At 70.9% G+C, this 17,073-nt stretch carries 14 protein-coding genes; 7 read left to right on the forward strand and 7 right to left on the reverse strand.

The genetic code is table 11. From position 1 onward, the window contains the following. The first annotated feature begins 96 nt into the window (after nucleotides 1-96). The 3 genes from ACOZ4I_RS09140 (at nucleotide 97) to ACOZ4I_RS09150 (ending at nucleotide 4,003) form a co-directional block, all read left to right on the forward strand. Entirely contained in the window at nucleotides 97-1,380 is a 1,284-nt protein-coding gene (locus ACOZ4I_RS09140; protein WP_423998749.1) for a Single-stranded DNA binding protein, read from the forward strand. Continuing rightward, nucleotides 1,377-3,155: a hypothetical protein gene (locus ACOZ4I_RS09145; RefSeq protein WP_423998751.1), complete on the forward strand. Its 1,779-nt coding sequence runs from the start codon at nucleotides 1,377-1,379 to the stop codon at nucleotides 3,153-3,155. Before ACOZ4I_RS09140 ends, ACOZ4I_RS09145 begins: the two co-directional genes overlap by 4 nt. 80 nt (nucleotides 3,156-3,235) lie before the next feature. Then, entirely contained in the window at nucleotides 3,236-4,003 is a 768-nt protein-coding gene (locus tag ACOZ4I_RS09150; RefSeq protein WP_423998753.1) for a metallophosphoesterase, read from the forward strand. A 21-nt stretch (nucleotides 4,004-4,024) separates the two neighbouring features. Here ACOZ4I_RS09150 and ACOZ4I_RS09155 read toward each other — a convergent pair whose 3' ends face one another. Continuing rightward, entirely contained in the window at nucleotides 4,025-4,870 is an 846-nt protein-coding gene (locus ACOZ4I_RS09155) for a class 1 fructose-bisphosphatase (RefSeq protein ID WP_423998755.1), read from the reverse strand. A gap of 129 nt (nucleotides 4,871-4,999) precedes the next feature. Between ACOZ4I_RS09155 and ACOZ4I_RS09160 the strand changes: the two genes are divergently transcribed. Further along, the gene (locus tag ACOZ4I_RS09160) at nucleotides 5,000-7,834 is read left to right on the forward strand and encodes a DEAD/DEAH box helicase (protein WP_423998757.1); all 2,835 of its coding nucleotides are present in this window, start codon (nucleotides 5,000-5,002) and stop codon (nucleotides 7,832-7,834) included. 45 nt (nucleotides 7,835-7,879) lie between these two features. On the opposite strand, the gene ACOZ4I_RS09165 is transcribed toward ACOZ4I_RS09160, so the two are convergent. Further along, nucleotides 7,880-8,617: a sporulation protein gene (locus ACOZ4I_RS09165; RefSeq protein ID WP_424004798.1), complete on the reverse strand. Its 738-nt coding sequence runs from the start codon at nucleotides 8,615-8,617 to the stop codon at nucleotides 7,880-7,882. 57 nt (nucleotides 8,618-8,674) lie between these two features. Here ACOZ4I_RS09165 and ACOZ4I_RS09170 point away from each other — a divergent pair, with 57 nt between their 5' ends. Together ACOZ4I_RS09170 and ACOZ4I_RS09175 are read left to right on the forward strand one after the other, a co-directional pair. Then, nucleotides 8,675-9,340 (forward strand): zinc ribbon domain-containing protein, encoded by a 666-nt coding sequence (locus ACOZ4I_RS09170; RefSeq protein WP_423998759.1) that lies wholly within the window; start codon nucleotides 8,675-8,677, stop codon nucleotides 9,338-9,340. Between the two features lie 35 nt (nucleotides 9,341-9,375). Then, the gene (locus tag ACOZ4I_RS09175; RefSeq protein ID WP_423998761.1) at nucleotides 9,376-11,133 is read left to right on the forward strand and encodes a MutS-related protein; all 1,758 of its coding nucleotides are present in this window, start codon (nucleotides 9,376-9,378) and stop codon (nucleotides 11,131-11,133) included. 232 nt (nucleotides 11,134-11,365) lie between these two features. On the opposite strand, the gene ACOZ4I_RS09180 is transcribed toward ACOZ4I_RS09175, so the two are convergent. From ACOZ4I_RS09180 to ACOZ4I_RS09200, 5 genes are all read right to left on the reverse strand, one after another. Beyond that, complete coding sequence (locus tag ACOZ4I_RS09180) at nucleotides 11,366-11,677, reverse strand: hypothetical protein (RefSeq protein WP_423998763.1); 312 nt, start codon at nucleotides 11,675-11,677, stop codon at nucleotides 11,366-11,368. A gap of 388 nt (nucleotides 11,678-12,065) precedes the next feature. Next, nucleotides 12,066-12,239 carry a hypothetical protein gene (locus tag ACOZ4I_RS09185; protein ID WP_423998765.1) on the reverse strand — a complete coding sequence of 58 codons (174 nt, stop codon included), beginning with the start codon at nucleotides 12,237-12,239 and terminating at the stop codon, nucleotides 12,066-12,068. 110 nt (nucleotides 12,240-12,349) lie between these two features. Beyond that, nucleotides 12,350-14,740 carry a heavy metal translocating P-type ATPase gene (locus ACOZ4I_RS09190; protein ID WP_424004799.1) on the reverse strand — a complete coding sequence of 797 codons (2,391 nt, stop codon included), beginning with the start codon at nucleotides 14,738-14,740 and terminating at the stop codon, nucleotides 12,350-12,352. After that, nucleotides 14,737-15,510: a sulfite exporter TauE/SafE family protein gene (locus ACOZ4I_RS09195; RefSeq protein ID WP_423998767.1), complete on the reverse strand. Its 774-nt coding sequence runs from the start codon at nucleotides 15,508-15,510 to the stop codon at nucleotides 14,737-14,739. Before ACOZ4I_RS09195 ends, ACOZ4I_RS09190 begins: the two co-directional genes overlap by 4 nt. 1 nt (nucleotide 15,511) lies before the next feature. Continuing rightward, nucleotides 15,512-15,688 (reverse strand): hypothetical protein, encoded by a 177-nt coding sequence (locus ACOZ4I_RS09200; protein WP_423998769.1) that lies wholly within the window; start codon nucleotides 15,686-15,688, stop codon nucleotides 15,512-15,514. A gap of 163 nt (nucleotides 15,689-15,851) precedes the next feature. On the opposite strand from ACOZ4I_RS09200, the gene ACOZ4I_RS09205 reads away from it, so the two are divergent. Continuing rightward, entirely contained in the window at nucleotides 15,852-17,069 is a 1,218-nt protein-coding gene (locus ACOZ4I_RS09205) for a halocyanin domain-containing protein (protein ID WP_423998771.1), read from the forward strand. The last annotated feature ends 4 nt before the right edge of the window (nucleotides 17,070-17,073 follow it).

Below are 17,073 nucleotides of genomic sequence, written 5' to 3' on the forward strand. Positions count from 1 at the left end.
AATAAGAATTCTGGCCATATTTCCGAGAGGTCTGACGCGATCGACGGCGGCAGCCGCAGAAAACGCTTTTGAGTGGGCCCGTCGAACCTCCTGTCGATGTCTCTCGAAGACCATGCCGAGGATCTCGCCTCCGACCTCGGTGTCGACAAAGAGGAGGTCAAACGCGACCTGGAGAACCTCGTCAACTACTCCGTCCCGATGGACGAGGCAAAGCAGAGCCTCAGACGGAAGTACGGCGGTGGCGGTTCGAGCGGCGGCGACGGCACGCCGTCGAGCAAGGCCATCAGCGAGGTTACGACCGGCGACTCGAACGTGACGGTCACCGCCGTGGTGCTCACGTCCGGCCGGCGGTCCATCCAGTACAACGGGGAACAGCACGTCATCCGGGAGGGCGAACTGGCCGACGAGACGGGGAAGATTTCCTACACCGCGTGGGACGGCTTCTCCGGTGACCTCGAACCCGGCCAGACCGTTCGGCTCGGCAACGCCGGCGTCCGCGAGTGGGACGGGCAGCCCGAACTGAACCTCGGCGACAGCACCCGCCCAGAGGTCGTCGACGAGACGCTCGCCATCGACTACGAGGTCGGCGGCCGGGCGTCGCTGGCCGACCTCGAACCCGGGGACCGCGGCATCACCGTCGAAGTGCAGGTCCTCGAGTGCGAGCAGAAGGTCATCGACGGGCGCGACGGCGAGACGACAATCCTCAGCGGCGTGCTCGGCGACGACACCGGGCGGCTTCCGTTCACCGACTGGGAGCCACACGACGAGATCGAGGTCGGCGCGTCGATCCGCATCGCGGAGTCGTTCGTCCGCGAGTTCCGCGGCGCGCCCTCGGTGAACGTCTCCGAGTTCTCGGCAGTGACCGCGCTCGACCGGACCGTCGACGTGGCCGAGGACGCCCCGCGACTCTCGGTCCGCGAGGCCGTCGACAGCGGCGGCCTGTTCGACGTGGAACTGGCCGGCAACGTCATCGAGGTGCGCGACGGCTCCGGCCTCATCGAGCGCTGTCCCGAGTGCGGCCGCGTCATCCAGAACGGGCAGTGTCGCTCTCACGGGACCGTCGAGGGCGAGGACGACCTGCGGACGAAGGCGATCCTCGACGACGGGACGGCGACCGTCACCGTCGTCCTGGACGACGAACTGACCGCAGCGGTCTACGGCGGTGACATCGACGACGCCCGCGAGCACGCCCGCGACGCGATGGACAAGGAAGTCGTCGCAGAGCGCATCGCCGATCGCATCGTCGGCCGGGAGTACGTCGTCCGCGGGTCGCTGTCGGTCGACGAGTACGGTGCGAACCTCACCGCCTCGACGTTCGCCGAGGCCGACGACGACCCGGCGACGCGCGCGACGACCTTCCTCAGGGAGGCAGAGGTATGAGCGAGTCCGAAGACAGCGGTGCGGGCCGGCGCGAGGTCGCATACCGGCTGTTCGCAGCCGAATTCGACGACGCCGACTTCTCGTACTCCGAATCCGACGAGGAGCGGGCCCCGAACTACGTCGTCACGCCGACCGGCGCGCGGGTCAACCGCCTGTTCCTCGTCGGCGTCCTCACCGAGATCGAGCAGGTCAACGACGACGTGCTGCGCGCCCGCGTGGTCGACCCGACCGGGCCGTTCGTCGTCTACGCCGGCCAGTACCAGCCCGACGAACTGGCCGTCCTCGAAGCGGCCGAGCCGCCGATGTTCGTCGCCGTCACGGGCAAGGCCCGGACGTTCCAGCCAGACGACAGCGACCGCGTGTTCACCTCGGTCCGCCCGGAGAGCATCAGCGAGGTCGACGCCGACACGCGCGACCGCTGGGTCGTCCAGGCGGCCGAGCAGACGGCGGCCCGCGTGGGCCAGATGGCCAGCGCCAAGCGGACCGGCCTGGGCGGTGAGGACCTCAGAAACGCCCTCCTCGAACAGGGCGTCGACGAGAGCGCCGCCGCCGGCATCACGCTCGCGCTCGACCACTACGGCACGACGGGCGACTACCTGGAAGCCCTGCGGGAGACGGCGCTCGACGCCGCCCGCGTCGTCGCCGGCCAGACGGACGAGGCGGAGCCGCTGTCGCTGTCGCCCGGCGACGGGACCGACGACCCGCTCCCGGTGCTGGCGACGACGGACATCGACGCGACCGTTACGGCCCCCGAGTCGACCGATACGGCCGACGCCGCGGATGCGACTGTCGACGAGTCGGCGTCTGAGGAAGTCTCCGACGACGCGACTGCCGACGAGCCGAGCGGGGCGACGGCGTCAGTCGAGAGCGAACCGACCACGGACGCCGGCGCGGCCGACGCGGCGGAGACGGGTGCGCCAGCCGACGCGGCCGACGCCGAGCCAGCCCCCGAATCGCCGGGCGCGCCGGCCGGCGACGAGTCCCCCGAACCGAGCGCCGATGCGGCCACGAGCGACGCCCCGACCGAGACTCCCGAGACCGCGACCGACGCCGGTGCCGACGAGACCACCGCCGGTGATTCTGCGGGCGAGGACGTTCCCTCGACGCCCGCACCGAGCGAGCCCGGGGACGAATCGCCGGTGTCGAGCGAGCCGGCGACCGACGCCGACGCGACCACTGAGGACGTGCCCAAACCGTCGTCCGAATCCGACGACGACGACATCGGCGACTTCGACACCGAGTTCGAACTGGACGAGGACGAGCGCGAGGAGATCGAACAGGAGTACGGCACCGACTTCCAGAGCGGGACCGAAGTCGACGACCCCGGCGAGGCCGACATCGAGACGCCGGATCCCGACGACCTCGCCGACGCCGCCGAGGAGGGCGCGCCCGCTGACGCCGCCGATGCCGAGCCCGCACCGGACTCGCCGGGCGCGCCGGCCGGCGACGAATCGCCCGAACCAGGCACCGACGCGGCGACCAGCGACGCGCCCGCCGAGACCCCCGAAACCGCGACCGACGCCGGTGCCGACGAGACCACCGCCGGCGACTCCGCGGCCGACGACGCAGCCGCCGAAGACGTGGACCTCGAAGACGCGGTCATGGAGGTCATGCAGGAACTCGACGACGGCAGCGGGGCCGACCGCGAGGAACTCCGCTCGACGGTCGCGAGCCGCTACGGCGCGGACGCCGACGCCGTCGAGGACGCCATCCAGGACGCGCTGATGGGCGGACGCTGCTACGAGCCCGAAGACGGTAAGCTCACCCCCATCTGAGACGACTGACGTCTGACGGTGCGGACGTTTCGCCGGTCGAGGCGCGTTCCTTTTCTCTCCCGCGCCCCAACCGAGCGCAGATGCGCGTCGAACCGCTGCCCGGCGTTCCCGCCGCGACGGTCGATACCGACGGCGAGCGCCTGCTGGCGATCGCGGACTACCACGCCGGCATCGAGGCCGGCCTGCGCTACGAGGGCGTCGAACTCCAGTCGGCCGCAGAGGACCGCCGCGAACGAGTGCTCGCTGCGCTCGACCGCGCCCGCGCGGACCGTCTGGTGGTCGTCGGCGACCTCGGCCACGCCATCGGCGACCCCTTCCGGGCGGAGCGCGAGGAACTGGCGGCCCTCTTCGACGCCCTCGACGTGCCCGTGACGGTCGTGAAGGGGAACCACGACGGCGGCCTGGCGGACGTGGTGGCCGACCTCGCTACCGACGTGACGGTGACGCCGGGCCACGGGACCCGCATCGGGGAGGTCGGGTTCGCCCACGGCCACACCTGGCCCGCGCCGGACGTGCTCGCCGCCGAGGTCGTCTGCGTGGGCCACGAACATCCGGTCGTCAGACTGGAGGACAGCGTCGGCGGTGCGCGCAAAGAGCGGGCGTGGCTCCGGGGCTCGCTCGTCGCCGAGCCGTTCGCCGAGCGGTTCGACGGGGACGGCGAAATCGAGTCCGCTCTCGCAATCGACGCCGACCTCGTCGTTTTCCCGGCGTTCAACGAGCGCTCCGGGGGGACGTGGGTCAACGTCGAGGGACAGGACTTTCTCGCGCCGTTTCTCCCCGACGGAGTGACCGACGCGGAGGCGTTTCTGCTCGACGGGACGCGGCTGGGCGCGTACCGGCGAGTCTGAGCGTGCCAGCGCCGCAGTCCGTCACTCGGAAAGCGCCGCTTCGAGGTCCTCGACCAGTTCCTCGTTCCCGAGGAACGTCGGCGTCCGGTCGTGGATTCCCTCGGGGTCCACGTCGAGCAGCGACTGCGCGCCGTCGCTCGACGCCCCGCCGGCGGCCTCGACGAGGTAGGCCAGCGGCGCGGCCTCGAAGTGGATCCTGAGTTTGCCGTCCGGATACGTGGTCGTCGCCGGGTAGCCGAACAGGCCGCCGTATTCGAGCACCTGGGCGAGGTCGGCGACCGTCGCGCCGCCGTAGCGGAGCTTCAGGTCCCGCTCGAAGCGCTCGGCGACGGCGTTGACCGCGTCGCTTCGCTCGCCGGTCTTGCCAGCGAGGCCGACGACCGTCGGCTCCTCGGGGAGGCGGAACTGGCCCCAGCGCTCGCTGTGGCCGTCACGAAGCAGGTACTCCTGGACCACGTCGCGGTCGGAGCGCGCGACCGTCAGCGTCGTGTACGGCCCGTACAGCACCATTATCGAGGCGACCATCGATCGGCCGCTCGCCGGGAGCGGGGCGTCGTAGACGCCGATGATCGTCCCGACCGAGTTGTTCGACGCGAGGTTCGCGGAGCCGTCGAGCGGGTCGATGGCGACGCTGTACCCCTCGCCGCAGTCGGTCACGTCCGCCCGCTCCTCGCTCGCGTACGCGCCGACGCCGTCGATGTGGGCGAGCGCGTCGAAGAACAGGTCGTCCGCCCACACGTCGCCGCCGACCTGTTCCTCCCCGCTGGGGTTTTCGCCGGCGGAGCGGTCGGCGTGGTTCGCGAGATTGCCGCTGACGTAGTGTGCCGTGTCTTTGACGGCCCGCTCAATCTCGTCGAGCGTGTTCACCGGCGATCACCTGCCGGGGAACGAGCATCGATAGTCATGCACAACACTCGTATTGGGAGGGGCATAAGGCTGTACCCGCGCCGACCGCGGACAACGTGTTTAACCAGACGTAGCCGCTAGGGAGTGCCGATGACTGACGGGGTCGCTCGCGGCGAGGACGCCTTCACGGCACTCGGGCCGCAGGTCAGGAGCGCGCTCTCCGAACGGGGGTTCTCGACGCCGACCGAGCCACAGCGAGCGGCCATCCCGACGCTCGCGGCCGGCCGAGATGCCCTCGTGGTCGCGCCGACCGGAACGGGCAAGACCGAGACGGCGATGTTACCCGTCTTCGACGCGCTCGCCGAGGCCGACGACCGGTTCGGTATCGGCGCGCTGTACATCACGCCGCTGCGGGCGCTGAACCGCGACATGCGCCAGCGCCTCGACTGGTGGGGCGAGACGCTGGGCCTCGACGTGGACGTTCGCCACGGCGACACCACCGACTACCAGCGCCAGAAGCAGGCCGACGACCCGCCGGACGTGCTCGTGACGACGCCGGAGACACTGCAGGCGATGCTCACCGGATCGAAGCTCCGCCGGGCGCTCGAAGACGTGGCCCACATCGTCGTCGACGAGGTCCACGAACTCGCCGCCGCGAAGCGCGGCGCACAGCTGACGATCGGCCTCGAACGGCTCCGTGAACTGTCGGGATCCTTCCAGCGCATCGGCCTCTCGGCGACCGTCGGCGATCCCGACGAAGTCGGCCGCTTTCTCACCGCCGGCCGCGGCTGCGAAATCGTCGAGGTCGACATCGGCAGCCGCCTCGACATCGAGGTCGTCCGGCCCCAGATCACCGACCGCGACGAGGAACTGTCGAGCGCACTCGTCACCGACGCCGGCACCGCGAGCCACGTCAGGTACATCGCCGATCTCATCGACGACCACGAGTCGGTCCTGCTGTTCGTCAACACGCGCCAGACCGCCGAGGCGCTCGGCTCCCGGTTCAAAGAGCTCGGGACTGACCTGGGCGTCCACCACGGCTCGCTCTCGAAGGAGGCCCGCATCGACGTGGAGGACCGCTTCAAGGCCGGCGACCTCGACGCGCTGCTGTGTACGTCCTCGATGGAACTGGGCATCGACGTTGGCCACGTGGACCACGTCGTCCAGTACGGCAGCCCGCGGCAGGTCTCGCGGCTCGTCCAGCGGGTCGGCCGCGCCGGCCACCGCCGCGACCAGGTCTCCTCGGGCACGGTGGTCACCACCGACGCCGACGACACGCTGGAAGCGCTGGCCATCGCCAGGCAGGCGCGAAACGGCGACGTGGAGCCTGCGGAAATCCACGACGGGAGCCTCGACACCGTCGCAAACCAGATCGCCGGGCTGGTGATGGACACCGGCGAGATACGCGCGATGCGAGCCTACGAGATCCTCACGCGGGCCTACCCGTTCCGCGACATCGGCGAGGAGCAGTTCAAGGGAGTCGTCGAGGAACTGGCGGCCAACAACGTCGTCTGGCTGGACGAAGAGAAGGACACCCTGGAGAAGCGTCGCGGGACCTGGCAGTACTTCTATCAGAACCTCTCGATGATCCCCGACGAGGCCACCTACGACGTGGAGGACGTGGCCTCCGGCCAGCAGGTCGGGACCTTAGACGAGAAGTTCGTCGTCAACTTCGCGACCCCCGGCGAGGTGTTCGTCCAGCGCGGCGAGATGTGGCGCATCACCAACATCGACGAGGAGGAGGAGGTCGTGACCGTCTCGCCGATCGAGGACCCCGCCGGCGAGGTCCCGTCGTGGGTCGGTCAGGAGATTCCCGTCCCGCGGGCCGTCGCGGCCGAGGTCGGCGAACTCCGCCGCGTCGCCGGACGGCAGTTACGGGCCGGCGCAGACGTGGACGCGGTCGCTGGCGACGTGTCGACCCGCTACGACGCGGGCCCGGACACCGTCGCCGACGGCCTCTCGCAGGTCGAGAAGCACGAGGGACCGATCCCCGACGATGCGACCGTCGTCGTGGAGTTTCACGGGCGCGAGGTCATCGTCAACGCCTGTTTCGGCCACAAGATCAACGAGACGCTCGGCCGGGTGCTGTCGGCGCTGCTCGGCCAGCGCGCCGGCTCGTCCGTGGCGATGGACGTCGACCCCTACCGGATCACGCTCGAAGTCCCGCGGCGGATCACCGCCGGCGACGTCATCGAGGTCATCGAGGAGACCGACCCCGACCACCTGCCCGCGCTGGTCGAACTGAGCCTCAAGAACGCCGACGCGCTGAAGTTCAAGCTCGCGCAGGTCGCCACGAAGTTCGGGTCGCTCAAGCGCTGGCGCGGCCGGGGCTCGACCGACTTCGGCCGCGACCGCCTGCTGGCCGCGCTGGAGGACACGCCGATGTACGACGAGGCGCTCCGGGAGGTCCGCCACGAGGACCTCGCCATCGAGGCGACGGCCGACCTGCTACGGGACGTACAGACCGGCGAGGTGGCCCTCGAAACCGTCGGCGAGCACACGGCCATCGGGACCGGCGGCAGTTCGTCTGGCCGAGAACTGCTCTCGCCGGAGAACGCCGACGCCAGCGTCATCCAGACCGTGCGCGAGCGCATCCAGAGCGACCGCGTCATCCTCCTGTGCCTGCACTGCAAGGACTGGGACCGGAAACAGCAGGTCAAACGCGTCCGCGACCAGCCGACCTGTCCGCGGTGCGGGTCGACGCGCGTCGCTGCGCTCAATCCCTGGGCGGAGGAGGTCGTCTCGGCGGTCCGGGCAGACGAGAAAGACGCGGAGCAAGAGAAGATGACCGAGCGGGCCTACCGGGCCGGCTCGCTCGTCCAGAGCCACGGGAAGCGGGCGGTGGTCGCCCTCGCCGCCCGCGGCGTCGGCCCGCACAACGCCGCCCGGATAATCAATCGCCTGCGGGAGGACGAAGACGAGTTCTACCGGGACATCCTCCGGCAGGAGCGGGAGTACGCGCGGACGCAGTCGTTCTGGGGCTGAGCGACGGCGCTCGGCGGACGGCCGGCGCGGCCCCGACCGACCGGCTCAGCTCAGGTCGCGGATGGCGCTCGCGAGTCGCGGCTGGACCGCCTCTGCGTCTGCCGCCTCGACCGTGAGCTTCGTGTGGCGCTCGTCCGTGTCGGTCATCTCCGAGAGCAGGCCGCCGCGACGGTCGACCTCGACGTAGACTGTCAGCCGGTCGTCTTCGAAGACCGGGACGACCTCGACCTCGTCCACGTCGCCTGCGAACTCGCCGCCCTGCGGGCGAAACTCGAACTCCTGGACGAAGCTCGCAGAGGTGCCGAAGAGACTTCCCCGCGTCGCCTGACAGGACGACGAGTGAAGGGAAAAGCCGAGGTCTGACAGCGCGTCGAAGACGGCCTGGGTCCGGGGCGTCGGTTCGACCTCGACGTGGTCCTCGTCCTCGGGGTCGACGGCCATCGAGATGTCCAGCCCGGTCTCGATTTCGACGGCCGTCGAGCGCGTCGTCACCGGCGTCCGCCGGGGAACGTCGATGGTCGTCTCGAAGCGGCGCTGTTCGCCGGCCTCGATGGTGAACGGCTCGGTCAGCTGCCACTGCTCGACGATGGCGTCTTTGAACCCCTCGTCGGTCTTGTACTCCGTCTCGATGGCGAAGTAGATGGCGTCGATCTCCTGGTCTGTCGAGCCGCCCTCGACGCGGACCTCGGCGTCGACCGATTCGCCGGCGCGAACTGTGCTGGAGGGCAGGACGGTATCGACCGTCGCGGAGCCGATACCGATGCGGGAGAGGACGTCCTTCATGTCCACCGGATGATGGGACCGCCTTCGCGTAAAAACTTCGTGGTGGGCCGGGAACGGGTGACGGACTCCGCGGCCGACGGCGGGCAACTCAAGCCGCTGGGCGTCGAACGGGGGGCAATGGCAGACTGGCGAGAGGGATCGGACCCTGACTGTCCGGCGTGCGGGGCGGCGCTTTCGGCGACGGCGCTGCGCTGTCCCCACTGCGAGGAGTCACTGCTCACCGAGGAGCAGGTCGCACTGCTGGACGAGCGGGCCGGGGGGGCGCTCCCGAACGTGGATCGCGGTGCACCGAGATGGGCCGTCGCGCTCGCGGGCCTGTCGCTCGGGATCGCCGTCGCGCCGCTGGTGCTGTACGCCGTCGTCATCCTCGTCGGTGGCCTCTCGCTGCCCGTCGCTACGGGAGTCCTGCTCGCCGGCTGGCTCGGACCGGCGGCGTACCTCTCGCGGCTCCGCAACCCCAGCGAGGCGCTCGCACGCGGGCTCTACCTCGTCGTCGCCGGCGTCGGTCTCGTCGTCTTCGCGGTCGGGTACGAGGTCTTGCTCGCCGACGGCCCGTCGGTCGTCTCCGAGCAGACGGCGCTCGTGTCGCTCCTGCTCGCCGTCCCGGCCGCGCTCGGGGCGCTCGTCGCGCGCCGCGCCACCCGGCGGGCGGACCGCCAGGCCCGCGGCGACCCGGGCCCGATACACGAGCGATTCGGGCTCGACGACGAGGAGCGCGACTGAAAACGCCTAAGCGGGGCCCCGTCGTCCACACGCCCATGCGACTGGAGGAGTACTGGGGAATCGGCCCGAAGACGTCCGAACTGCTCACCGAGGAACTGGGCGTCGAGCGGGCCATCGAGGCCATCGAGTCGGCGGACACGCGAGCGCTGACCGAGGCGGGACTCTCTCGGGGCCGGGCGACGCGCATCCTCCGGCGGGCGACGGGGGCCGAGTCGATGGACCTGCTCGCCACCCGCGACACCCGCGACGTGTACAAGGAACTGCTGGACCTCGCCGAGGAGTACGCCGTCACGGCTGACGCGGCCGACAAGGTCCGCGTGCTGACGCCGCTTCCCACCCGCGAGGCGATGGCGGAGCGACTCGACGACGTGCTCGCGGCCCGCGACACGTGGGCCGACCTGTCGGATTCGGACCAGCGTGCCGTCCTCGACGCCTTCGACGGCTACGACGCGAGCGGCGGCGAACTGGCCGCGGTGAAAGCGGCGCTGGCGCTCCAGCGGACGGGCGTCGAGCGCGGTGTCTTCGAGCCCGTCGCTGCACTCGACGAGGACGCGCTTTCGGCAGCCAGGGCCGCCCTCGCCGGATTGGCCGGCGACGGCGACTCGGTCGGCGAGGGAGCCGACGAGGAACTCGACCGCCTCCGCGACCAGCTGGGGCAGGTCGAGGACCTCGCCGCCGCCTCGATGGCGGTCGTCGAGGCCGTCCAGGAGGGCGCGCGGCGACCCGCTGAGTTCCAGGACGCGCTCGTGCGTCACGTCACCGACGAGACGGGTATCGACGCCGCGCGGGTCCGCGACGCCATGCCGCGCGAGGCGACGGACGCGCGGGACTTCGTCGACGCAGCGCTGCGGGATCTCAGAAGCTCGCTTCGAACGGACGCACAGGAACGCGAGCAGGCCGTCGCGGACCGGCTCGAAGACGACCTCGCTGACGCGCGCGACGACATCGACGCCGCCGTCGCGGCGGTCGACGACCTCGCGCTCTCGGTGTCGCTGGCGCGCTTCGCCATCGCCTTCGACCTGACGCGGCCGACGTTCGTCGAGGGCCGCAAGACCATCGCGGTCAAGCGGGCGCGGAACCTCGCGCTCTCGGACGTGGACAGCGTCCAGCCGGTCACCTACGCCGTCGGCGACCACTCGCTCGACCTCGACCGGGCGAACCGACCGCCCAGCGGCGACCGGGTGGCCGTGCTCACCGGCGCGAACTCCGGCGGGAAGACGACCCTGCTTGAGACGCTGTGTCAGGTCCAGTTGCTCGCGCAGATGGGGCTGCCCGTACCGGCCGAGGCCGCGGAGGTCGGACTCGTCGACACCGTCGTGTTCCACCGCCGCCACGCCTCGTTCAACGCCGGCGTCCTCGAATCGACGCTCCGGTCGGTCGTCCCACCGCTGACCGGGAGCGACCGGACGCTGATGCTCGTCGACGAGTTCGAGGCCATCACCGAACCCGGTTCCGCCGCCGACCTGCTGCACGGCCTCGTGACGCTGACCGTCGACCGCGACGCGCTGGGCGTGTTCGTCACCCACCTCGCGGACGACCTCGAACCGCTGCCCGAGGAAGCTCGGACCGACGGCATCTTCGCCGAGGGGCTGAGCCAGGACCTCGACCTGCAGGTGGACTACCAGCCGCGGTTCGGGACGGTCGGGAAGTCGACGCCGGAGTTCATCGTCTCTCGCCTCGTCGCCAACGCCGGCGATCCCGTCGAGCGCAGCGGGTTCGAAACGCTCGCGACGGCCGTCGGCGAGCAGGCGGTCCAGCGGACGCTCTCGGACGCGCTCTGGACGGACGAATAGAATTGCGTTTCTTCGACCGCCCAAAGCGGTGTTACAGCCGCCGTCTGCGGCGAGACTGTGCTCGGCTGTTCGAGTCGCGTCGCCGTCGGTCGAGGACGGCGGCGAGGTAGACGTGTTCCATCATGATCGTCGTCCCGTCGGGAGTCGAACCCGTCCCGGGCGGAGCCCGAAGCCACCTGCGGCTATCGGGACGCCGAAGCGGAACGTGGGCTGGGGAACGCGGTCGAGTCGGTCACGCCTCGCGGTCGAGTTCGACGCGGTTGACCGCCATGACGCCGAACCCCTGCTGGAGGAGCGCGGTGCTCGCGTCGACCCGGTCGGAGTCCTCGGCGACGCGGAGCGACAGGGACACGTCGGCGTCGACGCGGATGTCGGTCCACGTCGGGCGGACGCTCGTCACCCGGTCGACGGTCACCGCGTCGACGCCGTCGACGGCTGCGAGCACCTCGGCGACGCCCGCTTCGAGGGTCTCGGACCCGCCACGCGGGACGCGCAGTGATACGTCGGCCGATACCTCGGTCGGGGGAGTCGCCTGGAGCGACATAACGCCGACGGCCGGAGTCGAACCGGGCCCGGTGGACGGACCGGCGTCCGTCGGTCGGGCACTCGCCGAAGGAGTCGCGTCGGTGGGCGGAGACTGCGCGGCGGTGGATGGGAACCACACGGCAGCGGAGGGGGACCGCGCGTCGGTGACGGGAGAGGCGTGCTTCCGGCCCGGGGACGGGCCGGCACCGGATTCCGCGGAGGAACCCTTCACTGGGCGACGATGCGACTGGGGGAACGGATGCTCGGAGCGACAGCGTCACGCGTGGCGGTCGAGAGGCGTGACGGCGAGTGCGGCCGCCGATGGTCGCTGTCGGAGCAGAGAGACGACGCGCCGCCGCAGTGCGGCGTCCGTGAGTGGGACGCCGGTCCCACGGCGGCGAACGGGCCTACCGTGCAGCGAACGGCGGCATCGTCCGACGTGCGTCCACGGCCGCGTCCCGCCCCGTGAGAAGGGCCACAGCACCCAGCGCACCGGCGGTGGCGCGCTCGATGGCCGACCGCCCGCTGTAGAGCCAGCGGGCGAACGAGGTCGGCGCGGGTACGGGAATCGTATCGGTCATGGAGTCATCACGTCGGGGATTCGACGTGTATAATCCCTGTACCGGTGATATCTTAAATCTGTTTCAGACGTGGTATCACACAACAATCTTCGTTCGGGGGCCAGCGGCTCTCAGTCGGCCGCTGCGGGCTGATTTCGGGGTGCGGTCGGGTCGGCGTCGCTCCCGTCCCCACGTGCCAGCGCCGAATCGCCGGCGAGCGTCCGCGTGGAGTTGCCGACGACGAGCAGGCTGCTCGCGGTCATCGCGAGCGCCGCGAACAGCGGATTCAGCAGACCGAGCAGTGCGAGGGGGAGCGCCACGGCGTTGTAGCAGAACGCCCACGCGAGATTCTGGCGCACCCGCGAGCGCGTCGCGGCGGTCACCGCGAACACGTCCGGGACGGCCCGGAGGTCGTCGCTGGTCACGACGGCGTCGGCCGCGTCGGCGGCCAGCGACGTGCCGGAGGCCATCGCGATGCCGAGGTCAGCGGTCGCCAGCGCCGGCGCGTCGTTGCTCCCGTCGCCGACCATCGCGACGGTCCCGCGAGAACGGAGGCGCTCGACGACCTCCGCCTTCGCCTCGGGCGGAACGCCGGCGAACACCTCGTCGACGCCCTCGTGGCGCTCGAACGGGGTCGCCGCCTCGGGGCGGTCGCCGGTGATGACGACGACAGCTCGGTCGCGGGCGAGCGTCGAGACGACGCCCTCCCAGCCCTCGCGGTGGCGGTCGCCGGCGACGAACGCGTCGCGCGCCGCGCCGTCCCAGCCGACGAGCGCCGGGACCCGAGCGTTGTCCGCGGCCCGCTCGCAGCGCTCCCGCAGTGGGTCGGGGACCGCGAGCCCGAGGGAATCGAACAGGTCGGGCGTGCCGACGACGACGCGCACGCCGTCGACGGTCGCGCTGACGCCCCGACCCGGGTGCTGCTCGAAGTCGGCCACGTCGGCGTCGGGGACGGCCGTCGCCTCGGTCACCGCCGCTGCGACGGGGTGGTCGGCGAACTGCTCGACGGCGGCCGCGCGGGCCATCGCGTCCTCGTCGGCGCGCTCCAGCAGTTCCATCTCGCCGGTCGTCAGCGTCCCCGTCTTGTCGAAGGCCACCACGTCGACGTCGGTCGCGGTCTCGAACACCGAGTCGCCGGTGACGACGGTGCCGGCGTCGAGCGCCCGGCGGATGCCCGCGGCGGTCGCAAGCGGCGTCGCCAGCCCCAGCGCGCACGGACAGGAGACGACGAGGACGGCCAGCCCGGTCAGCATCGCGTCCGTCGGGGTCGCGCCGGCGACCAGGTGCGCGCCGGTGGCGAGGACGGCCAGGAGAACCACCAGCGGGACGAAGACGGCGGCGATGCGGTCGACGAGGCGCTGGACGCCGCCGCGACTGCTCTGGACCTCCCACAGCAGGTTCGTCAGGCGGTCGACCGTGCTCTCGGCGTCGGGGCCGACGCGGACGACGACTCCGCCCTGCGTGGCCAGCGACCCGCCGACGACCTCGTCGCCCGCGGTCTTGCGGACGGCCAGGGACTCGCCGGTGACGAGGGATTCGTCGACGGCAGCGGTTCCTTCGACGACGGTACCGTCGACCGGGATTCGGTCGCCGGAGCGGACGATGACTTCGTCGCCCGGGTCGAGGTCACCGACCGCGACTTCCTCGTGGCCGTCTGCGGTGCGCCGCCGTGCGCCGTCGGCCCGCTGGGTCGTGAACTCGGTGAGGCGGTCCAGCGCGGCCCGGCGGACACGGTCCTGGTAGTAGTCGCCGACGGAGACGGCCATCACGATGACCGTCGCCACGTCGAAGTACACCTCGGTGTGGCCGAGGACGACGGCGACGACGCTGTAGAGGAAGGCTGTCGAGGCGGCCATCGCCACGAGGAGGTCCATGTTCGGCCGGCCGGCCCGCAGGCTGACGTAGGCCCCGCGCAGCAGCGGCCACCCGGTGTAGCCGACGACGACGCCGGTCATCACCGCCATGTTCCACAGCAGGTACGCGCCGGCGGTCCCGCTCGGGTCGAGCAAGAGCAGCGACGGGTCGACGCCGAGGTAGGCGGGATACAGGAACAGGACGTACCACAGCATCGTCATCATGCCGAAGAAGCCGCCGACGATGAGTCGCCCCTCCAGTTCGTACTCGTCGTCGCGCTCCGCGGACTGCAGGCTGGCGTCGTAGCCGGTGCCGGCCACCACGTCGGGGAGGGCCGCTTCATCGAGCACCGCGTCGTCGTAGGTGAGCCGCATCGTCCCGGTCGGGTAGCTGGCGGCGGCCGCCGCGACGCCCTCGTGGTCCGTGGCGCGGGCTTCGAGGAACGTCTCACAGGTCGCACAGTGCATGCCCTCGACGGAGACGAAGGCCGTCTCGCCGTCGACCTCGTCGGGGTCCGCGCCGGTGTCGGCGTCCTCGCGGGTCTGTCTCGCGGGGTCGTCGAGCGTTCGCGCGACTTCCAGACAGCCCCGACAGCAGAACGTCCCGTCGACGGCGTCGTCGGTGACGGGCGCGTCGGCCGGCAGGTCACAGAGCGTGCAGTGAGTCACAGCCATGGCATCGGGAGCGGTGGTTTCGGGACGGCGATACCGAACGCTGCGAGGCCGTTCGAGAGCGGGACGAGCGCGAGGACGACGAAGACGGCCCCGAGGACGCGGTGCAGCGCCGCGCGCCGGGACGGCGACAGCGACCCGAAGGCCGTCCCGTAGGCGAACACCAGCGGGAACGTCCCGAGGCCGAGCGCGGCAAGCGAGAGCCCGCCGGTCAGGGCCGAGCCGGTGGCGAACGCGTACAGGAACGCCGGGTACAACAGCGGACAGGGGAGCAGGCCGTGCATCGCGCCCAGCGCGATCATTCCCGGGCCTTCGACCCAGCGGTCGACGCGGGCCACGAGGGCCGCGGAGATGCGCCGGAACAGGCCGCCGACCAGCGGGAGCGACGCGGCCACGTCGACCGCGCTCCCGCGCGAGAGGTAGCCCAGGCCCACGGCGATGATGAACAGGCCGACGGCGACGCCGACGACCCCCCGGACGGCGGTGCCGAGGCGAGCGACGCCGGCCGCGTCGTAGAGGACGCCGCCGACCGCACCCAGCACAGCGCCGACGAGGGCGTAACTGAGCGTCCGGCCGGCGTTGAACAGCGCGTGCTGGCGGATCTCACGGCCGGACACCGGGCCGTCGTCCCCGAGTCGGTCGGCGTACGTGGTGACCAGCGGGCCGCACATGCCGAGACAGTGGACGCTCCCGACGAGGCCGAGGCCGAAGAACGCGGCCACTCCAGCCGCGTCGCCAGTGCTCAGTCCCGCCGTCCCCGGGCCCATCTCAGGCCGCCGTCGACTCCGACGAGCTGGTCATCAGGAACAGGCTCGCGGCGATGATGACGACGCTGACGAGCGACAGCGCGACGATGGTCCGTCCGGTGCCCTGCATGTAGTACGCGACCGGGGCCAGCCCGAGCAGCGCGAGCAGTGTGACGATTCGAGGGTTCGAAGCTGCCATGCGTGGCCGTAAGTTGGAGGGCGTATAAAAAGAGTGGGGGCGTTCCTGCCCCCTGAAAAACCAGCGGTGCCTTTTTTGAATATAGCAGTGTGCCATCGAATATGGCTCGACGAATAGCTGGACCGAACGGTGGGCTGTCGCCCGTTTCAGCAAGGGAGCGAACATGGCACTGAATCGTCGACAGTTCGTCGGCGCGGCGGCCGGCGCGGCGGCGCTGGGCGCGACCGGCACGGCATCGGCACAGGAGGAACCGGACTACGGCGGCTGGTTCGACAACGTCTCGAACTACGACGGGACCGTCGACAAACGGGGCCAGGACACGGTCGAGATCACCGTCGGTGCGCAGGGCAACAACGGCAACTTCGCGTTCGACCCCGCGGCCGTGATGGTCAGCCCCGGCACGGAGGTCGTCTGGCGGTGGAACGGGGAGGGCGGCGGGCACAACGTCGTCTCCGACGGCGACGGCCCGCTCAACTCCGGGTCGGCCGTCGCCGAGTCCGGCACGACCTACAGCCACACCTTCGAGTCAGAGGGCATCTACAAGTACGTCTGCGTGCCCCACGAGACCCTCGGCATGAAGGGCGCCGTCGTCGTCCGCCCCGGTGGCGGCGGCAGTGGTGGCAGTGGCGGGAACGGCGGGACGCCCGAAGGACCGCCGGCGAACCCCGATTACGGCGGCTGGTTCGAGGGCGTCTCGAACTTCGACGGGACGACCGTCGACAGGACCGACCAGGACACGGTCGAGATTACCGTCGGTGCCCAGGGCAACAACGGTTACTTCGCGTTCGACCCACCGGCGGTCCGCGTCACGCCCGGCACGGAGGTCGTCTGGCGCTGGAACGGCGAGGGTGGCGGACACAACGTCGTCTCCGACGGCGACGGCCCGCTCGACTCCGGCTCGGCCGTCGCCGAGGCCGGCACGACCTACAGCTACACCTTCGAGGAGATGGGCATCTACAACTACGTCTGCGTGCCCCACGAGTCCCTCGGCATGAAGGGCGCCGTCGTCGTCGGCGGACCGCTCGGCGGCAGCGGCGGAAGCGGTGGCGGCCGCGGCGAGGGCATCGAACTGTCCGGACCTCAGTGGCTGCTCTCCGGCTCGGTCCTGCTCGCGTTCTTCTCGCCGCTCCTGTTCGCGGCGGCGATGCGACGGCGCTACAGCGAACAACCGCCCGCGACGAGCGACGACCTCACGCTCGCGTCCGGGCCGGCACCGGTCGAGGAAGCGGCGGAGACGGAACCGGCGGTCGAGATCGGCCACGACGACTACGACCCGAAGGGGACGGCGGCACTGGTCGCCTTCTACTTCGTGCTGATCGCCCTGCTGTGGGTGTTCATGTACTTCGTGGAGTTCCTCGGCCGCGTCACGGTGATCGGGTGATACC

It is taken from the genome of Haloarcula salina (assembly GCF_049603855.1).
In the GTDB taxonomy this organism is placed as follows: domain Archaea; phylum Halobacteriota; class Halobacteria; order Halobacteriales; family Haloarculaceae; genus Haloarcula; species Haloarcula salina_A.